Genomic DNA, 24,488 nt, shown 5'->3' with positions numbered 1-24,488 from the left:
GGCCCGGATGTTTCGGGCCGCGATCAGGAGGCGTCCATGGCACATTCCGATACCCCTTCCGGCCCCCACTCGTCCGAACATTCGTCCGGCGACGAGTTGGGCTTCGATCCCGACTCCCCGGATCTTGCCGACCCTCAGGTCGATCCTGTCGGGCCGGCCAAGGCGCCCAGGGATGTGAAACCGGGTGACAATCCCAAGGCCCCGGCAAAGCCCTATGATCCACTCGGTGATCTGAAACCCTAGGTCTCATGGAGGTGCGTATGTCTACCGATTCGAGTTTCAACGACAAACGTCCGGAAAACGTTCCGACCACCCCTGAAGAAAGTGTCGATCCAGTGATGGATCCGGACAGCCCGTTGCGAGATCCGCTGGCCCGTCCGACGGTGGTGCCGGGCGAACATCCACAGGGATGGAGGGATCCCAGCAAGGGCGATGGTATCCCTGACGACGATCAGATGCCGCTGCCCAACGACTGATCGACGAAAAAAAGCCCCGAATGTTCGGGGCTTTTTCATTGGGTCGCAGCCAGATTACTTCGACGCTTCAACCACGCCGCTCTGGCGGTGCTTGAGGTTCTTGTCCGATTTGTATTGCAAGGCTGCGGACGCTACGTCGGCACTTCTGCCGGTTTCGACCCAATTGCGGATGCGCGTGGCATCGGCAAAATGGGTGAATTTGCCGTAAGCGTCAAGGAGCACCAGGGCAACCGGGCGGTCACCCATCCGGGTCACCAGCACCAGGCAGTGACCGGCTTCGTTGGTGAAACCGGTTTTCGTCAGTTGGATGTCCCAGTCTGCCTTACGGACCAAATGGTCGGTGTTGCGAAAGCCCAGGCTGTAGTTGGGCTTGCGGAACGACACGGTTTTTTCCTTGGTCGTGCTCAGCTCAGTCAGCAACGGATACTTGTGCGCGGCGATCAACAATTTACTCAGGTCGCGGGCAGTGGACACGTTGTGTGGCGAGAGGCCGGTCGGCTCGACGAAGTGGGTGTTGGTCATGCCCAGCGCCTTGGCCTTGGCATTCATTGCAGCGATGAACGCGGCATAACCGCCCGGATAGTGGTGGGCCAGGCTCGCGGCAGCGCGGTTTTCGGAAGACATCAGTGCGATCAGCAGCATTTCCCGGCGCGGCATTTCGCTGTTGAGCTTGACCCGGGAAAACACGCCCTTCATTTCCGGGGTGTCACTGATGTTGATGTTGATGTACTCGTCCATGTTCTGTCTGGCCTCAACCACCACGAGGCCGGTCATCAGCTTACTGACGGAAGCGATGGGTACAACCACGTCAGGGTTGCTGGCGTAGATGACTTTGTTGGTCTGCAGATCCAGCAGCAATGCACTGCCGGAAGCGATCTTGAGATGCGAGGTGTCTCGAGGCGCCGCGGTGGTTTCGCCGGCGCTGGCAATTGGCGTGATGAAAGTCCCTGTAACTGCAAAAAATAGGCTCAGGATAGAAAGACGGATTTTCACGCTGGCAGACTCATAAAGTGTTGATACGCCGTATATGTAACGGGCTATTTCTTAAAAGGCGCGACATTCTGGAGTATGGCTGAATAACTGTCGATGGTTGTTCGAGGGTGGCGTTAAAGTCCTTGGAAACATGAAAAAAAAGTCATTTTCCGGCGGATGGTCGATCCTGTTTCGCGGGCAAAAAAGAACCCCGCCATGGGCGGGGTTCCTTGAGTCGCTGGCTACCTCGGCAGCGAGGTTCAGCCGTGCAGGGTTTCCGCCGCGTAGAGCGTGTTCTCCAGCAGGCAGGCACGGGTCATCGGACCGACGCCGCCCGGTACCGGCGTGATCCAGCCGGCACGGGGCAGGGCAGTTTCGTAGATCACGTCGCCGACCAGTTTGCCGTCTTCCTGGCGGTTGATGCCGACGTCGATCACGATCGCGCCTTCCTTGATCCATTCACCCTTGACCAGACCAGGCTTGCCGGCGGCCACCACGACCAGGTCGGCACGGCCGACGTGGCCGGCCAGGTCCTTGGTGAAGCGGTGGGTGACGGTCACGGTGCAACCGGCCAGCAACAGTTCCATCGCCATTGGACGGCCCACGATGTTGGAGGCACCGACCACCACGGCGTTCATCCCGTACAGATCGGCACCGGTGCTTTCCAGCAGGGTCATGATGCCTTTAGGGGTGCACGGACGCAGCAGCGGAATGCGCTGGGCCAGGCGACCGACGTTGTAAGGATGGAAGCCGTCGACGTCCTTATCCGGGCGAATACGCTCCAGCAATCTGGACGCGTCCAGGTGTTCAGGAAGGGGAAGCTGCAACAGGACGCCGTCAATCGCCGGATCGTCATTGAGGCGATCGATCAGATCGGTGAGCGCTTCTTGAGTGGTGTCGGAAGGCAGGTCATAAGCTTGGGAAAGGAAGCCGACCTCTTCACAGTCTTTACGCTTGTGCGAGACATAAACCTGAGAGGCAGGATCGCTGCCGACCAGGATCACCGCGAGACCCGGTGTGCGCAAGCCTTGCTGGCGACGCTCGGTGACGCGTTGGGCGATCTGCTGGCGCAGGCTGGCGGCGATCGATTTGCCGTCGATTAGTTGTGCAGTCATTGCGCGTGATTAACCATCGAGAGGGGAAAAAAAGAGAGCGCATTCTCGCATGTCGTGCGGTGAGGGCAAAGGCGCTTGGTCTGCAAATTCCCCTAACTCCTTTAATTAAATGAATTTTTTTCAAAAAGGATTTGACGACCTTCGGGGGGCTCTATACTATTCGTCGCACTTGTCGGGCACAGCCTAGCACTGGTTAAGAAGGTCAAGCGGAATCAAGGTTCTGCAAGGCTGGAAAGCATTTAGTTTGTAGTCCTTCAAGGGTACAGATTAATAAGGCGCCCGTAGCTCAGCTGGATAGAGCATCCGCCTTCTAAGCGGATGGTCGCAGGTTCGAGTCCTGCCGGGTGCGCCATTAGGCAGCTTTGGCACAAGTAGCGCAATATGGTGGGCGTAGCTCAGTTGGTAGAGCACGGGATTGTGACTCCCGTTGTCGTGGGTTCGATCCCCATCGTCCACCCCATATTTCGAAAAGGCGCCAGATTAACAGTCTGGCGCCTTTGCTTTAAAGGCTTCATCCGCGGATGTGGTGGAATTGGTAGACACACTGGATTTAGGTTCCAGCGCCGCGAGGCGTAAGAGTTCGAGTCTCTTCATCCGCACCAAATAAAGCGTCATCCATGCCGATTGGCCTGGCTGGGGCTCACAAAGAAGTTGTTTGGCTTCTTTGGCACGCAATATGGTGGGCGTAGCTCAGTTGGTAGAGCACGGGATTGTGACTCCCGTTGTCGTGGGTTCGATCCCCATCGTCCACCCCATATTTCGAAAGGCGCCAGATTTAATAGTCTGGCGCCTTTTTTGTTTCAGTGGTTTGAGTATTCGGCGGCTGCGGTACCGGGCTGCAGGGGCAGGGCGTTTCGTCGTATTTATGTTTCTCGATGATGCTGCGCTGCCCACCGGCCTTGCTCGCAAGATCGGTTGTCAGGGAGATGATTGGCAACCTCTTCTATATATAGAAGGGTTGGCGCAGAGCCTTGGCGTGATTGGCTGTATTTGCCACCGGGGCGAGGTGCATCCGTGCATTCGCACCTATAAATTGCCTGCTGCGTTTTTACCCGTTTTCAGTAGGGTGACTTCTTGAGTTTGACCCACTAGAATGCATGCCCTTGATTCTGGGGTCGGAAACGGCCGGCCAACGTCTGTGCAACGAGGAATATCCATGCAAGTTTCTGTTGAAAATACTTCTGCTCTTGAGCGCCGCATGAGCATCACCGTGCCGGCTGAGCGCATCGAGACTCAGGTCAACAAGCGTCTGCAGCAGACTGCCCAAAAGGCCAAGATCGCAGGCTTCCGTCCAGGCAAAGTGCCAATGAGCGAAATCAAGCGTCGTTTCGGCGCTGAAGCTCGCCAGGAAGCGGTAGGCGACGTGATCCAGTCTTCCTTCTACGAAGCTGTGGTTGAGCAGAAGCTGAACCCGGCTGGTTCGCCTTCGATCGAGCCTAAGTCCTTGGAAGCTGGCAAGGACCTGGAATACGTCGCTGTTTTCGAAGTATTCCCTGAGTTCACCGTTGCCGGTTTCGAAGGTATCACTGTCGAGCGCCTGAGCGCTGACGTGGCTGATGCCGATCTGGACAAGATGCTGGACATCCTGCGCAAGCAGAACACCCGTTTCGAAGTGGCCGATCGTGCTGCTCAAAACGAAGACCAACTGAACATCGATTTCGTCGGCAAGGTCGACGGTGAAGTGTTCGCTGGCGGTTCCGCCAAGGGTACTCAGCTGGTTCTGGGTTCCGGCCGCATGATCCCTGGCTTCGAAGACGGTCTGGTTGGCGCTAAAGCCGGCGAAGAGCGCGTTCTGAACCTGACCTTCCCTGAGGACTATCAGAACCTGGACCTGGCTGGCAAAACCGCTGAGTTCACTGTCACTGTAAACACCGTTTCCGAGCCAAAACTGCCAGAGCTGACCGAAGAGTTCTTCGCTCAATTCGGTATCAAGGAAACCGGTCTGGAAGGCTTCCGCACCGAAGTTCGCAAGAACATGGAGCGCGAGCTGCGCCAGGCGATCAAATCCAAGGTCAAGAATCAGGTAATGGACGGTCTGCTGGCCACCAACCCGATCGAAGTGCCGAAGGCTCTGCTGTCCAACGAAGTTGACCGTCTGCGCGTGCAGGCTGTTCAGCAGTTCGGTGGCAACATCAAGCCTGATCAACTGCCAGCCGAACTGTTCGAAGAGCAAGCCAAGCGCCGCGTTGTCCTGGGTCTGATCGTGGCTGAAGTGGTCAAGCAATTCGACCTCAAGCCTGACGAAGCCCGCGTTCGCGAAATGATTCAGGAAATGGCTTCGGCTTACCAAGAGCCTGAGCAGGTCGTGTCCTGGTACTACAAGAACGACCAGCAACTGAACGAAGTCCGTTCGGTTGTGCTGGAAGAGCAAGTTGTGGATACTGTTCTGCAGAAAGCTAGCGTGACCGACAAATCGGTCTCTTACGAAGAAGCAGTCAAGCCGGTAGAAGCTCCAAAAGCCGACTAAATTGTTTTTGCGTTAGAAGTACACACCATAAGCCAGCCTTCGAGCTGGCTTATGCGTATTCAAGACATAACTATTTGGGAGTGACTGCAGAGCATGTTCCGTAATTCGTATATTCAGCAGAACTCTGATATCCAGGCCGCAGGCGGCCTGGTCCCGATGGTTGTCGAGCAGTCCGCTCGTGGCGAGCGCGCCTACGACATTTACTCGCGCCTTCTCAAGGAGCGAGTGATCTTTCTGGTGGGGCCGGTAGAGGACTACATGGCCAACCTGATTTGTGCGCAACTGCTGTTCCTTGAAGCGGAAAACCCGGACAAGGACATCCATCTCTATATCAACTCCCCGGGCGGTTCGGTGACGGCTGGCATGTCGATCTACGACACCATGCAGTTCATCAAGCCAAACGTGTCGACCACCTGTATCGGTCAGGCGTGCAGCATGGGCGCGTTCCTGCTGACGGCCGGTGCCCCTGGCAAGCGTTACTGCTTGCCGAACTCGCGTGTGATGATTCACCAGCCACTGGGCGGTTTCCAGGGCCAGGCGTCGGATATCGAAATCCATGCCAAGGAAATCCTCTTCATCCGTGAGCGTCTCAACACGCTGATGGCCAAGCACAGCGGGCGTACGCTTGAAGAAATCGAGCGCGATACCAACCGCGATAACTTCATGAGTGCAGAAGCCGCGCGTGAGTATGGGTTGATCGATGAAGTCATCACCCAGCGCCCCGCTTAAAATAAGCAGCTCAAAATAGGCTTGGTCGGCTGGTCTGATCACCGGCGGGCTTGAAAAAGCCCGCAATAGCCTTCATCTTGTGTTGCAAGCCTATCGGATTTGGATCGAACGAATGACTGACACCCGCAACGGCGAGGACAACGGCAAGCTGCTCTATTGCTCCTTCTGTGGCAAAAGCCAGCATGAAGTGCGCAAATTGATTGCCGGCCCCTCGGTCTTTATCTGCGACGAGTGCGTTGACCTGTGCAATGACATCATCCGCGAGGAGGTGCAGGAAGCTCAGGCCGAAAGCAGCGCGCATAAATTGCCTTCGCCTAAAGAAATCAGCGGCATCCTTGATCAGTACGTGATTGGTCAGGAGCGCGCGAAAAAGGTTCTGGCCGTAGCGGTGTACAACCACTACAAGCGCCTGAACCAGCGTGACAAAAAGAATGACGACGTCGAACTCGGCAAGAGCAACATCTTGCTGATCGGCCCGACAGGCTCGGGTAAAACCCTGCTTGCCGAAACACTGGCCCGCTTGCTGAACGTTCCGTTCACCATCGCCGACGCAACCACCCTCACTGAGGCGGGTTACGTGGGTGAAGATGTCGAGAACATCATTCAGAAGCTGCTGCAGAAGTGCGATTACGACGTGGAAAAGGCCCAGATGGGCATTGTCTACATCGATGAGATCGACAAGATCTCGCGCAAGTCTGACAACCCGTCGATCACCCGGGACGTTTCCGGTGAAGGCGTACAGCAGGCCCTGCTCAAGTTGATCGAAGGCACGGTCGCTTCCGTTCCGCCTCAAGGTGGTCGCAAGCATCCGCAGCAGGAATTCCTGCAGGTCGACACCCGTAACATCCTGTTCATCTGCGGTGGTGCATTTTCCGGTCTGGAGAAAGTCATTCAGAACCGTTCCACCAAAGGTGGCATTGGTTTCAACGCGGAAGTTCGCAGCAAGGAAGAAGGCAAGAAAGTCGGTGAATCCCTGCGTGAAGTCGAGCCTGATGATCTGGTCAAGTTCGGTTTGATCCCGGAGTTCGTCGGTCGCCTGCCAGTCCTTGCAACGCTGGACGAGCTGGATGAGGCTGCTTTGATGCAGATTCTCACCGAGCCGAAAAATGCGCTGACCAAGCAGTATGCCAAGTTGTTCGAGATGGAAGGCGTGGACCTGGAATTCCGGGCCGACGCGCTGAAGTCAGTCGCCAAGCGCGCGCTGGAACGCAAAACCGGTGCTCGCGGATTGCGTTCGATTCTCGAAGGTGTGTTGCTCGACACTATGTACGAAATTCCCTCGCAGTCCGAGGTGAGTAAAGTAGTGATCGACGAAAGCGTTATAGAAGGCAAGTCCAAGCCATTGTTTATCTATGAGAACAATGAGCCTGCTGCCAAGGCCGCGCCAGACGCCTAAGCGTCACGCAGCCAGTACTAAAGAAGGGGCCTTCGGGCCCCTTTGCTTTTTGCGGGTTTTTACACAGTCTTTGTGCTTGTTTTTTTTGAAGGCTGCCCCCATCTTGGTTTCAAGCTTACTTTCATCTGTTTCCGGCCTTAAGGCCGCCGTAGAGGCGAAATCATGAAGACAACCATCGAATTGCCTCTCCTGCCATTGCGTGATGTCGTGGTTTATCCGCACATGGTTATCCCGCTGTTCGTGGGGCGCGAGAAATCCATCGAAGCCCTCGAGGCAGCGATGACGGGCGACAAGCAGATCCTTCTGCTGGCTCAGAGAAACCCTGCTGACGACGATCCCGGTGAAGACGCACTTTATCGCGTAGGTACGATAGCTACCGTTCTACAGCTGCTGAAGCTGCCTGACGGCACCGTCAAGGTCCTGGTCGAGGGCGAGCAGCGGGGCGCCGTCGAGCGTTTCAGCGAAGTGGATGGCCACTGCCGTGCCGAAGTCTCGTTGATCGACGAATCCGACGCACCAGAGCGTGAGTCGGAAGTGTTTGTTCGCAGCCTGCTGTCGCAGTTCGAACAATATGTGCAGCTGGGCAAGAAAGTCCCCGCTGAAGTCCTGTCGTCGCTCAACAGCATCGACGAGCCTGGGCGCCTGGTCGATACCATGGCCGCGCACATGGCCCTGAAAATCGAGCAGAAGCAGGAAATCCTCGAAATCATCGATCTATCGGCACGGGTTGAACATGTCCTGGCGTTGCTGGACGCCGAGATCGATCTGCTGCAAGTCGAAAAACGCATTCGCGGTCGCGTCAAAAAGCAAATGGAGCGCAGTCAGCGCGAGTACTACCTGAACGAGCAGATGAAGGCCATTCAGAAAGAGCTCGGCGACAGCGACGAAGGTCACAACGAAGTCGAAGAGCTGAAAAAGCGTATCGATGCCGCCGGCCTGCCAAAAGACGCGCTTGCCAAGGCTCAGGCCGAACTGAACAAGCTCAAACAGATGTCGCCAATGTCCGCGGAAGCGACCGTGGTGCGTTCGTACATCGACTGGCTGGTTCAGGTGCCGTGGAAGGCCCAGAGCAAGGTGCGCCTGGACCTGGCGCGCGCAGAAGACATACTCGATGCCGACCATTATGGTCTGGAAGAAGTCAAAGAGCGGATTCTCGAATACCTCGCCGTGCAAAAGCGCGTGAAGAAAATTCGTGGTCCGGTGTTGTGCCTCGTCGGTCCTCCGGGGGTGGGTAAAACCTCTCTGGCGGAGTCGATCGCGCACGCCACCAACCGCAAGTTCGTGCGCATGGCCCTCGGTGGTGTGCGTGATGAGGCGGAAATTCGTGGTCATCGCCGCACTTACATCGGTTCGATGCCAGGAAGATTGATTCAAAAGATGACAAAGGTGGGCGTCCGTAACCCGCTGTTCCTGCTCGATGAAATCGACAAAATGGGCAGCGACATGCGTGGCGATCCGGCGTCGGCGTTGCTGGAAGTGCTCGATCCCGAGCAGAACCACAACTTCAACGACCACTATCTGGAAGTCGACTACGACCTGTCCGATGTGATGTTCCTGTGCACCTCGAACTCCATGAACATTCCACCGGCGTTGCTGGACCGGATGGAGGTGATTCGTCTGCCGGGCTACACCGAGGACGAGAAGATCAACATCGCCGTCAAATACCTTTCGCCCAAGCAGATTCAGGCCAATGGCTTGAAAAAAGGCGAACTGGAATTCGATGAGGAAGCGATCCGCGACATCATCCGTTACTACACCCGCGAAGCCGGTGTCCGTGGCCTGGAGCGCCAGATTGCCAAGGTTTGCCGCAAGGCGGTCAAAGAACATGCCCTGGAAAAACGCTTCTCGGTGAAGGTCACCGCAGACGATCTGGAACATTTCCTGGGTGTGCGTAAATTCCGTTATGGCCTGGCTGAACAGCAGGACCAGATCGGGCAGGTTACCGGGTTGGCGTGGACCCAGGTGGGCGGCGAATTGCTGACCATCGAAGCCGCTGTCGTACCGGGCAAAGGCCAGTTGATCAAGACCGGTTCCCTGGGCGACGTGATGGTCGAGTCGATCACCGCAGCCTTGACCGTGGTGCGCAGCCGCGCGAAAAGCCTGGGGATTCCCCTGGACTTCCACGAGAAGCGCGACACCCATATCCACATGCCGGAAGGGGCGACGCCGAAAGACGGGCCTAGCGCCGGTGTGGGCATGTGCACGGCGCTGGTATCGGCATTGACCGGCATTCCGGTGCGTGCGGATGTAGCCATGACCGGTGAAATCACATTGCGTGGCCAGGTACTGGCGATCGGCGGTTTGAAAGAAAAACTGCTCGCCGCTCACCGCGGTGGAATCAAGACTGTGATCATTCCTGAAGAGAATGTTCGCGATCTGAAGGAAATTCCTGACAATATCAAGCAAGATCTCCAGATTAAACCGGTTAAATGGATTGACGAGGTCCTGCAAATTGCGCTGCAATACGCGCCGGAGCCCTTGCCGGATGTGGCTCCGGAGATTGTCGCGAAGGATGAAAAGCGCGAGTCCGATTCTAAGGAAAGAATTAGCACGCATTAGTACGTATTTGCCTGGGGGGCTTCCTTGACAGTTTTTTAGAGCCCTTGTTATAAAGCGGCTCTTAAGTGTCTGTAGGCCATTCAGCACTCGTTTTTGCTTTCACCAAAAAACTTAGAATCATACTCAAATAGATATAAGGGGACTTAGAGTGAACAAGTCGGAACTGATTGATGCTATCGCTGCATCCGCTGATATCCCGAAAGCTGCTGCTGGCCGTGCGCTGGACGCTGTAATCGAATCCGTCACTGGCGCTCTCAAGGCTGGCGACTCCGTTGTTCTGGTTGGTTTCGGTACCTTCTCCGTAACTGATCGTCCAGCTCGCATTGGTCGTAACCCACAGACTGGTAAGACACTGGAAATCGCGGCAGCCAAAAAACCAGGTTTCAAAGCCGGTAAAGCACTGAAAGAAGCTGTCAACTAAGTTCGATTCAGGTTTTTGCCTATCCGGGTCGGGGTCATGCCTGACCTGGCAGCGGAGCGGTAGTCCAGTCGGCAAGTCGCCGGTCCGAGACACCGAGGCTCGCAAGTTCGAGTCATCGGTCCGCTCCGCCAGTTACGAGAAGGCGCATCCTCGGATGCGCCTTTCTTCTATCCGGATTCTACCCACGCTCCACGGTTGCCTAATTTTGAAGTTCAACCGTTTATGGGGGACGCATGCTGCAGAATATCAGGGACAATTCACAAGGCTGGATTGCCAAGACCATCATCGGGGTCATCGTTGCACTGATGGCTTTGACCGGTTTCGACGCCATTTTCAAGGCTACGACGCACAAGAATGAGGCGGCGAAGGTCAATGGCGAAGAAATCAGCCAGAATGAGCTGAGCCAGGCGGTCGATATGCAACGCCGTCAACTCATGCAACAGCTGGGCAAGGATTTCGATGCTTCCTTGCTCGACGAAAAAATGCTGCGCGAATCGGCTCTCAAAGGCCTGATCGACCGCAAACTGCTGCTGCAAGGCGCAGAAAGTTCGAAATTCGCTTTCTCCGAAGCGGCCTTGGACCAGGTCATCCTGCAAACACCTGAATTCCAGGTAGATGGCAAATTCAGTCCTGAGCGTTTCGATCAGGTCATTCGCCAACTCGGCTACAGCCGTATGCAATTCCGCCAGATGCTGGCCCAGGAAATGCTGATTGGCCAGTTGCGCGCCGGTGTGGCGGGTAGCGGCTTCGTCACCGATGCACAGGTTCTGGCCTTCGCCCGTCTGGAAAAACAGACCCGCGATTTCGCTTCCCTGAGCATCAAGGTTGACCCGGCGGCCGTTAAGCTGACCGACGATGAGGTCAAAGCCTATTACGACGAACACGCCAAGGAATTCATGACGCCGGATCAGGTGGTCATTGATTACCTGGAGTTGAAGAAGGCTTCCTTCTTTGATCAGGTCAGCGTCAAGGACGAAGACCTGCAGGCGGCCTATCAGAAAGAAATCGCGAACCTGTCCGAGCAACGCCGGGCTGCGCACATTCTGATTGAAGTGAACGACAAGACCACTGAAGCCCAGGCCAAGGCCAAAATCGAAGAGATCCAGGCACGTCTGGCCAAAGGCGATAAGTTCGAAGCCCTGGCCAAGGAGTTCTCGCAGGATCCGGGTTCGGCCAACAATGGCGGCGATCTCGGCTACGCAGGCCCTGGCGTCTATGATCCAGCCTTCGAGAAATCCTTGTACTCGCTGGCCAAGGATCAGGTTTCCGGGCCGGTTCGCACCGACTTCGGTTTCCACCTGATCAAGCTGTTGGGCGTGGAAGCGCCTGAAGTGCCGACACTCGCCAGCCTGAAAGACAAGCTGACCCGCGAATTGAAGGCCCAGCAGGTCGAGCAGCGTTTCGTCGAGGCAACCAAGCAACTGGAAGACTCCACGTTCGAAGCCTCTGATCTGGCCCAGCCGGCACAGGACCTCAAGCTCACCGTTCATACGTCCAAGCCGTTTGGCCGTGAAGGCGGGGAGGGCGTTGCGGCCAACCGTGCCGTGGTCACTGCGGCGTTCAGCCAGGAAGTGCTGGAAGAGGGTGCCAACAGCACGGCCATCGAGCTCGACCCGGAAACCGTGATCGTCTTGCGCGCCAAGGAACACCTCAAGCCTTCGCAGCTGCCGCTGGAAAGTGTGGCTGGTCCGATTCGCGCCCAATTGGCCAAGGAGCACGCCAGTGCTGCTGCCAAGACCAAGGCCGATGAGCTGATTACCAGCCTGCGCGATGGCAAGACCCCGCTGGACAAGGCGATCGACGGGCAGAGCTGGAAAGTGACCGAAGCTGCGACCCGCGCTCAGGAAGGGGTTGACCCGGCTGTGCTGCAGGCGCTGTTCCGCATGCCCAAGCCTGCCGCCAAGGACAAGCCGACCTTCACCAGCGTGACCCTGCCTGATGGCAACCTGATGATCGTACGCCTGAACGGTGTCAACGAGGCCGCAGCACCGACCGAAGAAGAGAAGGCTCAATACCGTCGCTTCCTCGCTTCGCGTGTTGGCCAGCAAGACTTTGCGGCTTACCGCAAGCAGCTGGAGAGCCAGGCCGAGATCAAGCGTTTCTGATGTCGGACTGAGCGATGCGCTACACAAGAACCCCGGCCGAAAGGCCGGGGTTTTTTATTACAGCCGTGCTGACGAGTGTGTGGGACTTTTTGCCTAATATCGGAGTCAACACCCCTGTAACCGTTTTAAGACACAATCGATGCGACGCTAAGCATCGATCTGTTGCACAATACGCCCCGAATCGTTTTCTTCAGGATGTTCAATGTCTAAATCACTTCCCATGCGTGTTGCCGGGCTGGCGCTGGTGCTGGCCGCTGCGGCCGGGTGCTCGTCGAAGAAAGCCGCCATCTATGAGCATGAGAACTTCGACGACTCCGGAACCTTTTCCCGAAATTACCCGGTGACCGACGCGCAAAGCTGCGAAGCCGCTCGTCGGGCCCTGTTGAGCCAGGGCTACATCATCACCAGCAGCGATCCGAAACTGGTCAGCGGGCACAAGAGCTTCCAGCAGACCGGCGAGACCCACATGGAAATCAGTTTCAGTGTGGTCTGTGCCGAAGACGGCAGCGCCGGGCATCACGCCACGGTGTTCGCCAACGCCCTGCAGGACCAGTATGCACTGAAGAAGACCAATAACTCCGCCAGCCTCGGTGTGGGCGTGCTGGGTTCGGTCTCGATGCCGATCGGTTCGTCGGACGACTCGATGGTCAAGATCGCGAGTGAAACCGTATCGTCACACAAGTTCTACGAGCGATTCTTCGCGCTGGTCGAACTGTTCCTGCCCAAGGAAGTGAAAGAAGCGGCGCACATCACCGACAAGCCGAAAACCGAGCTGGGCATGCCGGAACCCGCGCCAGCTGCCTTGGCCCCGCAAACGACATCGGCACCGGTCGAAGCTGCTCCGGTCGCGTCCGAGCCGGTAGCGCCGCCACCTGCAGCCGCTCCGATTACCGCAACCCCGAGCGCCGAGCCGAAGCCTTCCACGGAAACGATCACGCCACCGGCCAACCCGAGCGACATTCCGCCACCTTCAGAGCCGATTCAGGCCATGCCGATCACTGGACAGTGATCGACGTGACGGGGCCGGGCAGAAAAAGCCGGTCCCGTGGTTGCAGCAAAGATTGATCCACGTCAAGCAGACCGCTGTCCTGCGGCCTGCCCGAAAAAAACCTGTGATAAATTCCTGAGTGCCTGCTACGTTTTATTCAGTAGCGACACAGTGTCCTGCCAGCGTCATTTTTCTTTCATTCGGGCACTTTATGCTCAAGGCGCAGGTCATTTATTCAGGCATTTTTTTCAATGAGCCCGTGGGGGATTCAAAATGGACGATTATCAAGAAGAACTGCTCGAGTATCAGGCATTTGAACTGGACTCGCCGGAGCCGGCGGAAGACGCTACCGAGCTGTAATTATTGCTTTAGGGTTTCAAACCTGTAGCGGTTAACTTGCAGCTTCAAGCTGTTTGTCGATGACTTCGGCGAAACTCGCCGGGTGTCTGGCCGGTCCAGCGTTTGAAGGCGCGTTGAAAGGCTTCGGCTGAGGCAAAGCCCAGCAGATAGGCAATTTCTCCGAACGCCAGCTCGGTATCGCGAATGTAGGTCATGGCCAGGTCGCGACGCGTGTCATTAAGAATCGCGCGATACTGCGTGCCTTCTTCGGCCAGTTTGCGGCGCAAGGTCCAGACGGGCAGCTTCAGGCGTGCCGCCACTTCTTCCAGGTCGGGTTCCCGGCCACCATTGAGCAACGGCCCCAGTAACTGAGTGATGCGTTCACGCAGGCTGCGGGTGCGTGTCAGTTGCTCCAGTTCCCGTTCACACAATTTCAGCAAGTGGCGCCAGGTACTCGGGCAGTGCTCCGGATTACGCTGAGCGAGGCTGGCCAGGCTCAGGCGCAGCTGGTTGTGTTCAGCGCCAAACTGAATCGGGCAGTCGCCCAGCACGTCATAGGCTGCGTGGTAGTCAGGTGCTTCGAACTCGATTTCGATGCGCTCGGCGCGTAGCGGGACAGGGCTCACGCTGGATAATTGCTGCAACCAGCCCGCGATGATCGAGTCCACCACGAAGCGGTTGTAGCTGTTGTAAGGGCTGATGGAGTAGAAGCGCAGCCATGCCCCCTGAGGGTCTTCGTGAAAACTCGATTGACCGCGATAGTTGGAGCCGTACAAGGCTTCGAAGCGAATCAGGCAGCGCGCCGCCTCGCGTACTGTCGGCGCCTGGGCGGCGGTGACACCGGCGAGCCCGGCCTGGCTCAGGCGGCTGAACTGACCCATGCGCAAGCCGAGTGCGGGGTTGTTTGTCAACTGAATGGCGCTATGGCCCAGGCGCATGTAGCGCGGAATCGAGAGTCGGGCACCCGCTTCGCCGAGACGGGCTGCATCGAGGCCGTATTGTTCCAGCAGGGGCTGCGGATCCGCCCCGTGGCTGCGCACCGCGTCGGCCAGGCTGTGAACGAAGCCTACCGAAAGATCACCGAGTCGCATCGGCTGCGGTTTCATGGCTTACAACCACAGGTTCAGCAGGCGCGCACCGCGGGCGTCGCCGTCGGAAAAATGCTGACCGTTACTACTGAGAAAGCTTTGGCCGGCGCTGGCTTGATCCCAGAACTGGCCACGCAAAAACACGCTCATGCCGCCTATTGCCTGGCTGGAGGGCGGTTGAGCGGTCAGGGTCAGACGGTGCCAGGCCTGGCCCTCGCTGAGGTCCCCGGCCTTGAGGCTGACGGAGCCCGGCGTCGTCGAGCCCTTGTAGCCGCGCCACGGTTGATCCCAGGTGCCTCGGCCGGCAACGAACGCCGGGACCGCGACGATCCGTACCTGCTGATCGTCGAGCTTGTGATAGTTGTCCGGGTACCAACTGTCGATGCCGATCAGCACGCCCAGGCGCCCGGCCGGGGTATCAACAACGTTGAGTGTGTGCTCGCCATTGGCCTTGATCGCATCCTGCTGTGCAAACACCGGGTGCATCTGCCGCTGGGGTTGGCCGATCGGCACGCCGTCGCGGCCAAACACCACGCTACTGTTGTACAGCGCGCCGCGACCGATTTTCAGCGTGCCGTCGATGACAACGGGCTCGGGCAATACGATGGAACCTGCCACCAGGGTCACACGGAATTCTTTCGCCAAACCGCCGAACAAGGCCTGGTAGTCCTTGGCCATGCCTTTGGCTTTCATGCGCAGGTGGGCGTCATCCAGGCGACTGCCGCCCTCGGCGTTTATCAGCGCACGGACAAACTTCAAGGGATTGCTCACGGCGAGCCAGTTCATGGCTTCCTTGAGGGAGGTGGCCTGGTACAACTCATCCTTTTCACCGCTGACCATCAGCCAGGTGCCGACATGTTCGGGCAGCACGACGATGGTTTTATCGTTCAGCAAGCCTTGTTCCTGGGCCTTTTGCAAATAAGCCGCGAGTTTGCGGTGCAAGCGCTCGGGGCTTTGATAGTCGGTGGGGAACAGTTCGGGCTGGATGCCCAGCAGGTTGCCGCGGTCGGCGGGCGTGCCTTCATCGACGGCGAGATCGATCCGCAGGTCCGAGAGGTAATGGCCCGCCGGGCGATCCGCGGCCCACATGGCGTAGGTCGTCAGGGCGGCGATCAGCGCCATTGAAAAGGTCAGGTACAAAAATTTACGCATGGGAAAACAGTAAACGGCCGTGTGCAGGGCAGGATTTTGCATTCAGATGCCGAGAGAGGCTACGGCAAAACAAACCGTTAGCGACAGATTTTTCACGGTTTTCAGTTTTTGTTGCAGGATGGCCACCGTCGAGCCCGGTGTCGGGCCCGACGGTGGGGGGCGTTGCGGTCACCGTCAGCGTAATGCAGCGACCGTCACGGACACGGTTGCCGGTGATGACATCGCGCCTTTGGCATCGCTGGCCTGATAGGTAAAGCTCGCGGTGAACCGTGGGTGGGCAGTGGCCGGCGGCGTGTAGATCACACGCACACCGTCGGTGCTGACCGTGCCCTGGCCGGAGGCCGGTTGCGTCAGTCCCACCACGGTAAGTGGCACATTCCCATCAGGGTCGTTGTCGTTGGCCAGGACATTGATGGTCAGCGGTTTGCCGTTGCTGCTGGTGGCGCTGTCCGATTTGGCGACCGGTTTTTTGTTTTCGCCTGCGCCATTGCGGAAGGTTGGCAGCGCCGCAGAGTTCACGTAGGTAACGCCGTCCCAGCCAGGCAAGGGTGTTGGCATCAACTGGAACTGACCGGGATGCTCGATATCCCAGCGCAATAGCATGGAATTGTCTTCGTGCTGGGTGTTGTGACAATGCTCCATGTAGGTCCCGGCAAACTCGCGGAAGTGAATCGCCATTTCCACATCCACCGAACTGTCGATGCCTTCGCCGATGCGGTACACATCCTTGCGCGCCCATTTTTCCCATTCCGGCGGTGCCTTGCCGTCGCGGCTGAGGACGATCCCTTCCTCGAAGTGCACGTGCACCGGGTGGTTCCAGCCGGTGCCACCGTTCTTGATTTTCCACACTTCCAGGGTGCCGTCGCCGCTGTAGCCGCCATCGGTCGGGCCGTTGGCCAGTTGCGGTGCGGCACTGAGGCGGCGAGGGTCCATGGTGTAGCCAAATCCCCCATCGGTCTTGATGGTCCATGGCGCTTCGTCGGTGCCATCGGAACGACCGAAGATGAACTCGCGATGCCGCGCCAGTTTCAGTTTGGCCTGCACCGTCGGGTCGTCACGGTTGAGGGTCAGCGGGATCATGATCTTGCCGGCCGCCTTGCCCGGTTTTGCAGGCTCATAGTCCGCCGGGTTCATGCTCACATCCGTGCCGCTGTAAGGCTGCACCACCAATTGCAGGAACTTGCCCACCACCGGGTCGCCCTGGTCCCATTCCAGCCCTTTGCTGCCCAGTTTGAGCACCGCTTTGTACTTCCCTGACATCACGTCGGCCAGGCTCAGGGGTGTCTTCTCCGGCCCCCTGCCGCCCTGGTGCGCCATCAGGTTGACGAAGTACAACTTGTCGCCAACGCTGATCCCGTTTTTCGCGAAGTTGACGATGATGTCGTAGCGTTCGGCGATGCCTTGGGTTGGCAGGATCGCGTTATGGTTTTGCAGGTCGCCGTCACCGTCCAGGTCCATGCTGCCGTCAAACGGCACCGCATGTTCCATGAGGTTGCCGTCATTGCCGACCAGGTGGAACGGCACGCGGACATAAGACACACCGGAACCTGCCGGCCCGGGGAGTTCGCCACCGGTTCCGGCGATTTCACGCACCAGGGCGAACCTGAAGTAACGCGACACCGAGCCATTGAGGATGCGGAAACGATAACTGCGCGCCCGTACTTTCAGTTTCGGCTGGTACTGCCAGTTGACCAGGATCTGATCGCCGAGGAAACCGTCGGTGTTGAACGGGTTGAACCACAGTTGACCGTTCTTATCCCAGGCCTTGTCGGCCACCATCAGATTGACGTCGTAGTCACGGTTGCCCCAGGGCAGCGCCGAGCCGCTGGGCAGGCGCAGGTTGACGCCGTCTTCGATCGCCTCGTTACCGCGATCCAGCGCGCTGTAGTAGTTCATCATCACCGCGTTGCCCTTGTAGACGTTCTGCGCGGTGAAATCGAGCATGTGATCGTGGAACCAGTGGGTGCTCATGGTTTCGCGCCAGTCGCCGCGAATCTTGATGGTGCCGTTCTGGCAGGTCTTCAGGCCTGGCGTGGCATCGTTGACGAACAGGGTTTCGCCCGGCGCGCACGGGAACGCCGCGCGAGGGTCTTCAGCCTTGGTGTTGATGGTGTCGTAGCCGGCCAGTTGCATCGGCCAGCGATAGTCGTAGTACTGCCCCGGAAAGAAAAACGCATTGGTATAGCCGTCGCTTTCGGCCGGGGAGTGGCCGTTGTGTTCGTGGGTGCTGAGGGTGTGCAGGCCGAACCCCATGTTGGCCGAAGGGTCGATCGGCAAGGCATTGTAGTGACGCATCAGCACCGGTTGGCCGTAACGCACCATCAGCAGTTTGACCGGAAAGGTGCCGTCGAAGGTCCAGAGCGCCTTGTGGTTCTGAATCGGCATGTTGGGGTGAAAACGGGTGTCGATGCCTTTGGTGGTACCCGTTGTGGTCGGGATGTCCGAGGTCTGGTAGTAGAGTCCGCCAGGTCCGAACTCACCGGTGGCGTAGTTGTGCATTTGCCGGCGGTCGCGCATGCCGCCGTTGAGTTTGGCGCCCGCTTGTACGGTTTTGAAGGCGACCTGCGGGTAGAACTCGTTCCAGCGCTGGTGCGACCAGCCTTTTCCTGGCGGACGGCCTTCGGCCGGCGAACCTACCGGATGGCGGTTGAGGAAGGCTTCGATCTGCGATTTCCACGGGTTGCGGTCCAGCACGTTGGAGTACTGCGCTGGAAACGGATAAAGCCCCGGCTGGCGCATGAAGGCTTCCAGCGCCGAACTCGACGGGCCGCTGCGAGCGATGTTGTCCGGGTCCTGCTGGGGCGCCGGGCCGGCAAGGGGCACCGGAAATGTCAGTGGCGGCGCGGGCAGGGTCGGGTCGAGTTTTTCCGTGCCGAATTCCTCGAACAGCAGCAGTTGCTGGGTGAACGGCTGGGCCCCGAACAAGGGGCTGGGCTTGCCGTTGGTGGGGATCTTGAACGAGGTTTGCAGGCTTGGCGGCAGTACGTTGTCAGCGCGCGGGGTTTTGCGGTCGCCATACACACCGTTGGGCAGGGCAATCGCACCCTGGTTGGCGGGCGGCATGGTCAACAAGGCATCCAGCGCGACCTTGGGGTCGGCCGGGGGATTGGAGTAGGCGGAGGGGTCTGTCGGTGGTGGCTGGCTGACATCGTCGAGCGGCGCGGCATTGGCGGTGGTCAGGGTAATGAGCATCGCACAAGGCAGGCTTGACCTGCGCAGCAGGGCGATGGAATTGCTTGGTAGTGTCGCGCGTTTCATTTTTCACCCCTCGCGTGATGCCCCGCCGTCTCCATTGTCGGGACGACAGCTGTTGCGGGTACAAGGGGTAGAGCAACTAACGCGCCATAACACCATGACGTAGAAAAAGTTCCAAATAATTAGCGAGTTGTTTAACTAGTACTAATGGGGGATACGGGGGGTGGGGGATATTCCTCAAATCTGGTGATAAATGCCTGGCTGAGTGGGTGTAGTCGCCCGTTTTTGGGGGAGTGGTGGCCCCGTTTTACCGACCGCTTTTGACAGGGTATTTCTGCATTGGTGAGTGTTGCCAGGCGGCCAGAAAGTGGAGGAAAAGCATGACGAGCACCCCGCGAACCAGTTGCTTCGCTGGTCCGTGGTGAGGGTTGAAAATGTCACGGATGTGACAGGGCTTGGGTAACTATCAAAGACATTTACCCTGAGGGAGGAATGCCGGTCAGCCATCATTTGGCTCGACCGGCTGGCAGGTGAAACGTCAGTTGGTGACCAGCAGCTCCGGGCCAAGGTAATCGTTGATCTGGTCGATATCGTCATCACCCAGGCTGCCCACCGAAGAGGCCAGGCGCAGGCGTGACATCAGGTAGCGCAACTTCGCCTCGAACAGATCGTGGCGCGCAACGAAGAGCAACTCTTCGGCGTTGAGGACGTCCGAATTGGTACTGGTGCCTCCCTCCTTGAAGCCCTTGCGTGTCGAAATCAGTGAGCGTTCGTTGGACGCTACTGCCTTCTCCAGTGCGCGAACGCGTTTGGCGCCGCTCTGTACACCGTGATACTCACGGGTGGTTCCGGAGATGACTTCCTGTCGTGTGGCGTCGAGTTCGTCCGTGGCCTTCTCGCTGTTGGCACTGGCCTGGCGTGTCAGTGCACTGACGCCGCCACCGCTGAACAGCGGGATGTTGACTTCCAGCCCGATTGAGCCGTAACGGTTGCGTTGATTCAACTCCGAGATCGATTGGCTTTCGCCCGCGGTGTAGCCGGCAATGAAGTCCAGGGTTGGCCAGTGGCCGGCCTTGGCTCGGTTCACTTCTTCTTCGGCGAGGTCGCGACTGGATCGGCGCGCATGGATCAGCGGGCTATCGGCCTGGGCCTTGACCAACCAGTCCTGCAGGTTGCTCGGTAGCAGCGGTGGTGTATCGAAGTTCGGCTGCAAGGTGGTCAGCGATTCGGGTGTTTCACCGATGTATTCCTCAAGCTTGCGGCGCGCGTTGACCAGGTTGTCCTGGGCTTCGATCAGTTCGGCCTCGGCGAGGTCACGGCGAGCGGCCGACTCGTCGATGTCGGTGACCGTGCCGGCCCCCAGTTCCATGCGCCGTTTTGCCGAAGCGAGTTGTTCTTCGAAGGCGTTGAGCTTGGACTTGGCCAGGACGATGGTTTCGCTGGCCAGGAGCACGTCGAAATAGCTTTCGGCCAGGCGCACCGCGGCGTCCTGACTCTTGGCATCGAACACCGCGACGCTGTAGTCGGCTCGCTGCTGGCCCTGGCGGTATTCGGCCATCTTCTGCTTGTTGAACAGCGGCTGACGCAGGCGCACGTTCGCGCCCTTGGAGTCGTAGTCCAGATCACGGTCGATGCCGTTCTGGCGTTGGGTGCCATTGACCTTGTTGTCGTAGGCCGAGGCACTGATCTGCGGCAGCAGGCCGGCCTTGCCGATGGCGCGGTTTTCCCCGCCGGCCTCTTTTTCATGCACGGCGGCGCGGTAGATGGGGCCTTGGTACTGCAACAGGTCCCAGGCTTGTTTGAGGTCCATGGCGTCGGCCGGCAGGCTCAGCCCCAGCAGGCAGAAGAACAGGCAATGACGGTCCATTTCATTGTTCCTTGAAGGCGCTGTCCACGCGGTCGAGCATCGGTTTGAGCAAGTAGCTCATCATGTTGCGCTCGCCGGTCTTGATGGTGACGCTGGCGGGCATGCCCGGGCGAATGTGATTGCTGCCCAGCAGGCTCATGCCATCGGGCGTGACTTCCACCTGAGCCAGGTAGAACGGTTGCTTGCTTTCCTCGTCGAGCAGGCGGTCGGCGGAGATGGTCTTCACGCGGCCGGGGATGTTCGGCGTCTGGGCATGGTTGAAGGCCGGGAAGGCAATGTCCACGTCCAGTCCGGGAACCATCTTGTCGATGGCCTGCACGGGAATCATCGCGTCCACCTGCAGCGGTTCGTTGACCGGAACGATTTCCATGATCTTGAAGCCCGGCTGAATGATCCCGCCGACGGTGGCAATGCTCAGGGACTGGACCATGCCATCGATGGGCGATCGAATCACCGTGTGGGTCACTTCATAGTCCAGCGCGCGCAAGCGGTCGGCCAGGGTGGTGTTTTCTTTGGCGGTGTCGGTCAGTTGCGATTCGACTTCCTTCAGGTAATCGTGCTGGCGCTGCAGGATGCGCAGCTTGATTTCAGTGGTCTGGCTGCGCACCCGAGCGATGTTGTTGAGGTTCTCGGCCTGGCCGGCGGAGAGGTCGGCGTTGCTGCGTTCCAGCTCCAGCAGGCGGTTGCGCGGCACATAGCCTTCGGCCGCCAGCACGCGGGTGCCTTGCAGTTCCTGGTTGAGGAAGTTGATCTGCGAGGCGCGGGCGCCATAGACCTGCTGCAGGCCCTTGAGCTGCACCTGCGACGCCGCCAGGTTTTCCTGCAGGATGCTGATTTCGCCCGCGAGGCCGGCGCGCCGGGTATCCAGCAGGCGCTGTTGCAGATCCATGGCGGCCACCAGGCGGTGATCATCGCCGAAGCGCTTGAGCAGCTCGGGATCGAAGTTCACCACATCGCGGTTGTCACGTTCTGCTTCCAGGCGGTTTTCCACCGTCTTGCTGACGATGTACTGGGCGCCGACCGCACCCTGTTCGGCAACGGCGCGCAATGAGTCGAGGCGGACCACCTCCTGGCCCTTTTTCACCACATCGCCTTCGCGAACGAGTATGGCCTCCACGGTGCCGCCACTCAGATGCTGCACGGCTTTGCGATTGCTGGTGATCTTGACCGTACCCGTCGCGACCACGCCGGCATCCAGCGGTGCCAGCCAGGACCACAGGAGGAAACCGCCGAAGCCGGCGAGCACCAGCCACACGCCCCACCGCGCGGGTTTGCCGACGTCCAGGTCTACCACGCTCCTGGGATCGTTTTGAATCATCTCGGTGTGTTGGCTCATTTGCATGATCGGTCACTCCCGTGCTTTGACGGAGGTCAGCGGAGTCGGCGCGCCTGCAGGTATCACACTGGCCTTGCGCAGCGCTGCGAATACTTCATCGCGCGTGCCGAGCATCTGCACGCCGCCGTCACGCAGCATCAGCACCTTGTCGACGGCGCAGAGTACGTTGGGACGGTGGGAAATCAGAATGACGGTAGCGCCACGGCCCTTGAGTTCGGCCAACGCATCGACCAGGGCCTTTTCGCCGACATCGTCGAGGTTGGCGTTCGGTTCATCCAGCACGATCAGATTGGGTTCGCCGTACAGGGCGCGGGCCAGGGCGATGCGTTGCTTCTGGCCACCGGAAAGCGGGCTGCCATCGGTGCCCAGACGGGTGTCATAACCTTGCGGAAAACGCAGGATCATCTCGTGCACGCCAGTGCTTCTGGCGGCACGGATGACCGCGTCGCTGTCCACTTCGCCAAAGCGCGCAATGTTGTCGGCAATGCTGCCCTCGAACAGTTCCACATCCTGTGGCAGGTAGCCGAGCCAGGGGCCAAGCTCGCCCTTGTTCCAGGTGAATATGTCCGCGCCGTCCAGGCGCACCTTGCCGGCCTGCGCCGGCCAGACGCCAACCAGCAGGCGGGCGAGGGTGGATTTGCCCGAGGCGGATGGGCCGATGACACCAAGGCTTTCGCCCGGGAGGAGGCTGAAGCTCACCCCGCGCAGAATCGTGTTGTTGGTGCCGGGGGCGCCGGCAAATACGTTCTCCACCGCCAACATGCCCAGCGGTCGTTGCAGGGACATGCTCGGTGGCCGGCGTGGATAGTCATGCAGCATCTCGTTGAGCCGGCCCCAGGCCGAACGGCAGCCAAGCAGTTGCTTCCACGACGCGATGACCTGTTCCACCGGGCCCAGCGCGCGGCCGGTGAGGATCGAGCAGGCAATCATCATCCCCGGGGTAATCTTGCCTTCGATGGCCAGCAGCGCGCCGGCGCCGAGGATCAGCGACTGCAACGTGATGCGCACGAAGCGCCCGGTGCTGCTGATCATGGCGGCGCGGTCGGAGGCCAGGGTCTGCATTTCCAGAATGCGCAAATGGCTTTGGAACCAGCGCTTGCTGATCGACGGCAGCATGCCCATGGCCTCGATGACCTCGGCGTTGCGCAGGTTGTTGTTGGCGTATTGGGCGGAGGAGAGAGCGGCCTGATTGGCTTCGGCCAGCGGCTTCTGCGTGGCCTTTTCGGTGAGATAAGCCAGGCCCATCAGAATCAGCGAGCCGATCAGCGTCACCAGTCCGAGCAGCGGGTGGATCAGGTAGGCGACCAGCAGGTAGATCGGTGTCCACGGCGCATCGAAGAAGGCGAACAGGGCGTTGCCGGTGAGGAACTGGCGAACCTGCGCGAGATCTTGCAGGGCCTGGGCCGGATTACCTCCGGCACGGCTCAGGTTGCGTTCGAATGCGGCAGTGAAAATGCGTCGGTTGAGGTCCATGTCGAGGCAGTTGCCGACCCTGATCAGCACGCGGGTGCGGACCAATTCCAGCGTGGACATCAGCAGGAACAGCCCTATCACCAGCACGGTCAACATCGTCAAAGTCGTGACGTTGCGGCTGACCAAGGCCCGATCATAGACCTGCAGCATGTAAACGGCTGGCGTCAACATCATGACATTGATGACGCCACTGAACCCTGCCAGCGAGTAAAAACTGCGACGCAGGCGAAAGATCGCGTCGGCGAGTTCGGAGCGGGTGCTCGACTGCTTGTGCATTTGGGTAGTCCCCCACCGAAAAGCCGATGGCCCCTTACGGCGCCACAGCTGCCAGTTCACATAGTTGGCTAACAATATGTAGTTGTGTAGGCGGCTCGTCGGCACAAGCTGTAGCTCTCTGGGCCAGTCCCGAATTCTGCCGTGCTTCCACATGCAGGAGCGTAGGTGGCGTTTGTTTCTCTAGCGATACAGTTTCAAATAACATTTCGCACTAGCTGTGCTTAAGAAAATCTATATATCGTTAAATAACAGTTAGTTGGCATGTCTGATGCCGGTCGTCTGCTTTTACGGCGTAATATTGACAGTCAATAGCAATGGAACTTTAGTCATGGGGGAGGGTCGCCCGCCTGAAGCCCGCCATCACTTTGGCAATGCAAGGCACGTTGACTCCTGAAGGAGCAAAACATGTCGATCATTGCGTTCTTTTGCAGAGTGACGGAGCTGTTCAGGAGGTTCGCCTCGACCTCCAGATGCCATGGCCCACCGACAGCCTGGCATCGCTCTGCCTAATCGCTCAGCGAGCCATTCATTTTG

Annotated in this window: 17 protein-coding genes and 5 tRNA genes; 14 read left to right on the top strand and 8 right to left on the bottom strand. The window is 58.6% G+C overall.

The annotated features are described in order from the left end of the window. Positions 1-36: 36 nt before the first annotated feature. On the top strand, positions 37-243 hold the full coding sequence (locus GPL81_RS24305) for a DUF6021 family protein (protein ID WP_096510028.1): 207 nt from the start codon (positions 37-39) through the stop codon (positions 241-243). A gap of 17 nt (positions 244-260) precedes the next feature. Beyond that, positions 261-476, top strand: a complete 216-nt coding sequence (locus tag GPL81_RS24300) for a hypothetical protein (protein WP_096510029.1) — start codon at positions 261-263, stop codon at positions 474-476. 54 nt (positions 477-530) lie between these two features. Here the strand turns inward: GPL81_RS24300 and pbpG are convergent, their stop codons facing one another. Both pbpG and folD read right to left on the bottom strand, forming a co-directional pair. Continuing rightward, positions 531-1,469, bottom strand: coding sequence for a D-alanyl-D-alanine endopeptidase (pbpG, locus tag GPL81_RS24295; protein WP_096510030.1), 939 nt, complete (start codon positions 1,467-1,469; stop codon positions 531-533). A 239-nt stretch (positions 1,470-1,708) separates the two neighbouring features. Next, a complete protein-coding gene (gene folD, locus GPL81_RS24290) occupies positions 1,709-2,563 on the bottom strand; it encodes a bifunctional methylenetetrahydrofolate dehydrogenase/methenyltetrahydrofolate cyclohydrolase FolD (protein WP_096510031.1) in 855 nt (284 codons plus the stop codon). A 275-nt stretch (positions 2,564-2,838) separates the two neighbouring features. On the opposite strand from folD, the gene GPL81_RS24285 reads away from it, so the two are divergent. The 12 genes from GPL81_RS24285 (at position 2,839) to GPL81_RS24230 (ending at position 13,249) form a co-directional block, all read left to right on the top strand. After that, positions 2,839-2,915, top strand: a tRNA-Arg gene (locus GPL81_RS24285). A gap of 32 nt (positions 2,916-2,947) precedes the next feature. Beyond that, positions 2,948-3,023 (top strand) — tRNA-His (locus tag GPL81_RS24280). Positions 3,024-3,080: 57 nt separating this feature from the next. Then, positions 3,081-3,165: transfer RNA gene (locus GPL81_RS24275), tRNA-Leu, on the top strand. Positions 3,166-3,242: 77 nt separating this feature from the next. Then, positions 3,243-3,318: transfer RNA gene (locus tag GPL81_RS24270), tRNA-His, on the top strand. A gap of 401 nt (positions 3,319-3,719) precedes the next feature. Next, complete coding sequence (gene tig, locus GPL81_RS24265; protein WP_160108771.1) at positions 3,720-5,030, top strand: trigger factor; 1,311 nt, start codon at positions 3,720-3,722, stop codon at positions 5,028-5,030. A 93-nt stretch (positions 5,031-5,123) separates the two neighbouring features. Beyond that, positions 5,124-5,759, top strand: a complete 636-nt coding sequence (clpP, locus tag GPL81_RS24260) for an ATP-dependent Clp endopeptidase proteolytic subunit ClpP (RefSeq protein WP_008034105.1) — start codon at positions 5,124-5,126, stop codon at positions 5,757-5,759. Positions 5,760-5,871: 112 nt separating this feature from the next. Next, positions 5,872-7,155 (top strand): ATP-dependent Clp protease ATP-binding subunit ClpX, encoded by a 1,284-nt coding sequence (clpX, locus tag GPL81_RS24255; protein ID WP_096510033.1) that lies wholly within the window; start codon positions 5,872-5,874, stop codon positions 7,153-7,155. Positions 7,156-7,317: 162 nt separating this feature from the next. Next, complete coding sequence (gene lon, locus GPL81_RS24250; RefSeq protein ID WP_096510034.1) at positions 7,318-9,714, top strand: endopeptidase La; 2,397 nt, start codon at positions 7,318-7,320, stop codon at positions 9,712-9,714. A 148-nt stretch (positions 9,715-9,862) separates the two neighbouring features. After that, positions 9,863-10,135, top strand: a complete 273-nt coding sequence (locus GPL81_RS24245) for an HU family DNA-binding protein (protein WP_002552737.1) — start codon at positions 9,863-9,865, stop codon at positions 10,133-10,135. Between the two features lie 53 nt (positions 10,136-10,188). After that, positions 10,189-10,266: transfer RNA gene (locus GPL81_RS24240), tRNA-Leu, on the top strand. A 102-nt stretch (positions 10,267-10,368) separates the two neighbouring features. Continuing rightward, entirely contained in the window at positions 10,369-12,240 is a 1,872-nt protein-coding gene (locus tag GPL81_RS24235) for a SurA N-terminal domain-containing protein (protein WP_160108770.1), read from the top strand. Positions 12,241-12,442: 202 nt separating this feature from the next. Further along, a complete protein-coding gene (locus GPL81_RS24230) occupies positions 12,443-13,249 on the top strand; it encodes a DUF2242 domain-containing protein (RefSeq protein ID WP_160108769.1) in 807 nt (268 codons plus the stop codon). Positions 13,250-13,632: 383 nt separating this feature from the next. Here the strand turns inward: GPL81_RS24230 and GPL81_RS24225 are convergent, their stop codons facing one another. The 6 genes from GPL81_RS24225 to GPL81_RS24200 all read right to left on the bottom strand — a co-directional run bounded on the left by GPL81_RS24225 (position 13,633) and on the right by GPL81_RS24200 (position 23,954). Then, positions 13,633-14,673: an AraC family transcriptional regulator gene (locus tag GPL81_RS24225; RefSeq protein ID WP_160108768.1), complete on the bottom strand. Its 1,041-nt coding sequence runs from the start codon at positions 14,671-14,673 to the stop codon at positions 13,633-13,635. A 3-nt stretch (positions 14,674-14,676) separates the two neighbouring features. Continuing rightward, positions 14,677-15,807: a nitrilase-related carbon-nitrogen hydrolase gene (locus tag GPL81_RS24220; protein ID WP_160108767.1), complete on the bottom strand. Its 1,131-nt coding sequence runs from the start codon at positions 15,805-15,807 to the stop codon at positions 14,677-14,679. Positions 15,808-15,981: 174 nt separating this feature from the next. Next, on the bottom strand, positions 15,982-18,999 hold the full coding sequence (locus tag GPL81_RS24215) for an Ig-like domain-containing protein (RefSeq protein ID WP_425502610.1): 3,018 nt from the start codon (positions 18,997-18,999) through the stop codon (positions 15,982-15,984). A gap of 541 nt (positions 19,000-19,540) precedes the next feature. Then, complete coding sequence (locus tag GPL81_RS24210; RefSeq protein ID WP_160108766.1) at positions 19,541-20,869, bottom strand: TolC family outer membrane protein; 1,329 nt, start codon at positions 20,867-20,869, stop codon at positions 19,541-19,543. Between the two features lies 1 nt (position 20,870). Continuing rightward, positions 20,871-22,211: an HlyD family type I secretion periplasmic adaptor subunit gene (locus tag GPL81_RS24205; RefSeq protein WP_160108765.1), complete on the bottom strand. Its 1,341-nt coding sequence runs from the start codon at positions 22,209-22,211 to the stop codon at positions 20,871-20,873. Positions 22,212-22,217: 6 nt separating this feature from the next. Then, positions 22,218-23,954 carry a type I secretion system permease/ATPase gene (locus GPL81_RS24200; RefSeq protein WP_160108764.1) on the bottom strand — a complete coding sequence of 579 codons (1,737 nt, stop codon included), beginning with the start codon at positions 23,952-23,954 and terminating at the stop codon, positions 22,218-22,220. Positions 23,955-24,488: the final 534 nt, after the last annotated feature.

This window comes from Pseudomonas izuensis (assembly GCF_009861505.1).
Taxonomy (GTDB): Bacteria; Pseudomonadota; Gammaproteobacteria; order Pseudomonadales; family Pseudomonadaceae; genus Aquipseudomonas; species Aquipseudomonas izuensis.
This window is presented reverse-complemented; position numbering and strand designations above follow the sequence as displayed.

Bases quoted from the DNA above. Each gene is read 5' to 3' on its own strand.
- GPL81_RS24220 (WP_160108767.1), bottom strand. From the start codon at position 15,807: ATGCGTAAATTTTTGTACCTGACCTTTTCAATGGCGCTGATCGCCGCC.
- folD (WP_096510031.1), bottom strand. From the start codon at position 2,563: ATGACTGCACAACTAATCGACGGCAAATCGATCGCCGCCAGCCTGCGC.
- lon (WP_096510034.1), top strand. From the start codon at position 7,318: ATGAAGACAACCATCGAATTGCCTCTCCTGCCATTGCGTGATGTCGTG.
- GPL81_RS24200 (WP_160108764.1), bottom strand. From the start codon at position 23,954: ATGCACAAGCAGTCGAGCACCCGCTCCGAACTCGCCGACGCGATCTTT.
- tig (WP_160108771.1), top strand. From the start codon at position 3,720: ATGCAAGTTTCTGTTGAAAATACTTCTGCTCTTGAGCGCCGCATGAGC.
- GPL81_RS24305 (WP_096510028.1), top strand. From the start codon at position 37: ATGGCACATTCCGATACCCCTTCCGGCCCCCACTCGTCCGAACATTCG.
- GPL81_RS24215 (WP_425502610.1), bottom strand. From the start codon at position 18,999: ATGCTCATTACCCTGACCACCGCCAATGCCGCGCCGCTCGACGATGTC.
- clpP (WP_008034105.1), top strand. From the start codon at position 5,124: ATGTTCCGTAATTCGTATATTCAGCAGAACTCTGATATCCAGGCCGCA.
- GPL81_RS24300 (WP_096510029.1), top strand. From the start codon at position 261: ATGTCTACCGATTCGAGTTTCAACGACAAACGTCCGGAAAACGTTCCG.
- GPL81_RS24210 (WP_160108766.1), bottom strand. From the start codon at position 20,869: ATGGACCGTCATTGCCTGTTCTTCTGCCTGCTGGGGCTGAGCCTGCCG.
- GPL81_RS24205 (WP_160108765.1), bottom strand. From the start codon at position 22,211: ATGCAAATGAGCCAACACACCGAGATGATTCAAAACGATCCCAGGAGC.
- clpX (WP_096510033.1), top strand. From the start codon at position 5,872: ATGACTGACACCCGCAACGGCGAGGACAACGGCAAGCTGCTCTATTGC.
- GPL81_RS24235 (WP_160108770.1), top strand. From the start codon at position 10,369: ATGCTGCAGAATATCAGGGACAATTCACAAGGCTGGATTGCCAAGACC.
- GPL81_RS24225 (WP_160108768.1), bottom strand. From the start codon at position 14,673: ATGAAACCGCAGCCGATGCGACTCGGTGATCTTTCGGTAGGCTTCGTT.
- GPL81_RS24230 (WP_160108769.1), top strand. From the start codon at position 12,443: ATGTCTAAATCACTTCCCATGCGTGTTGCCGGGCTGGCGCTGGTGCTG.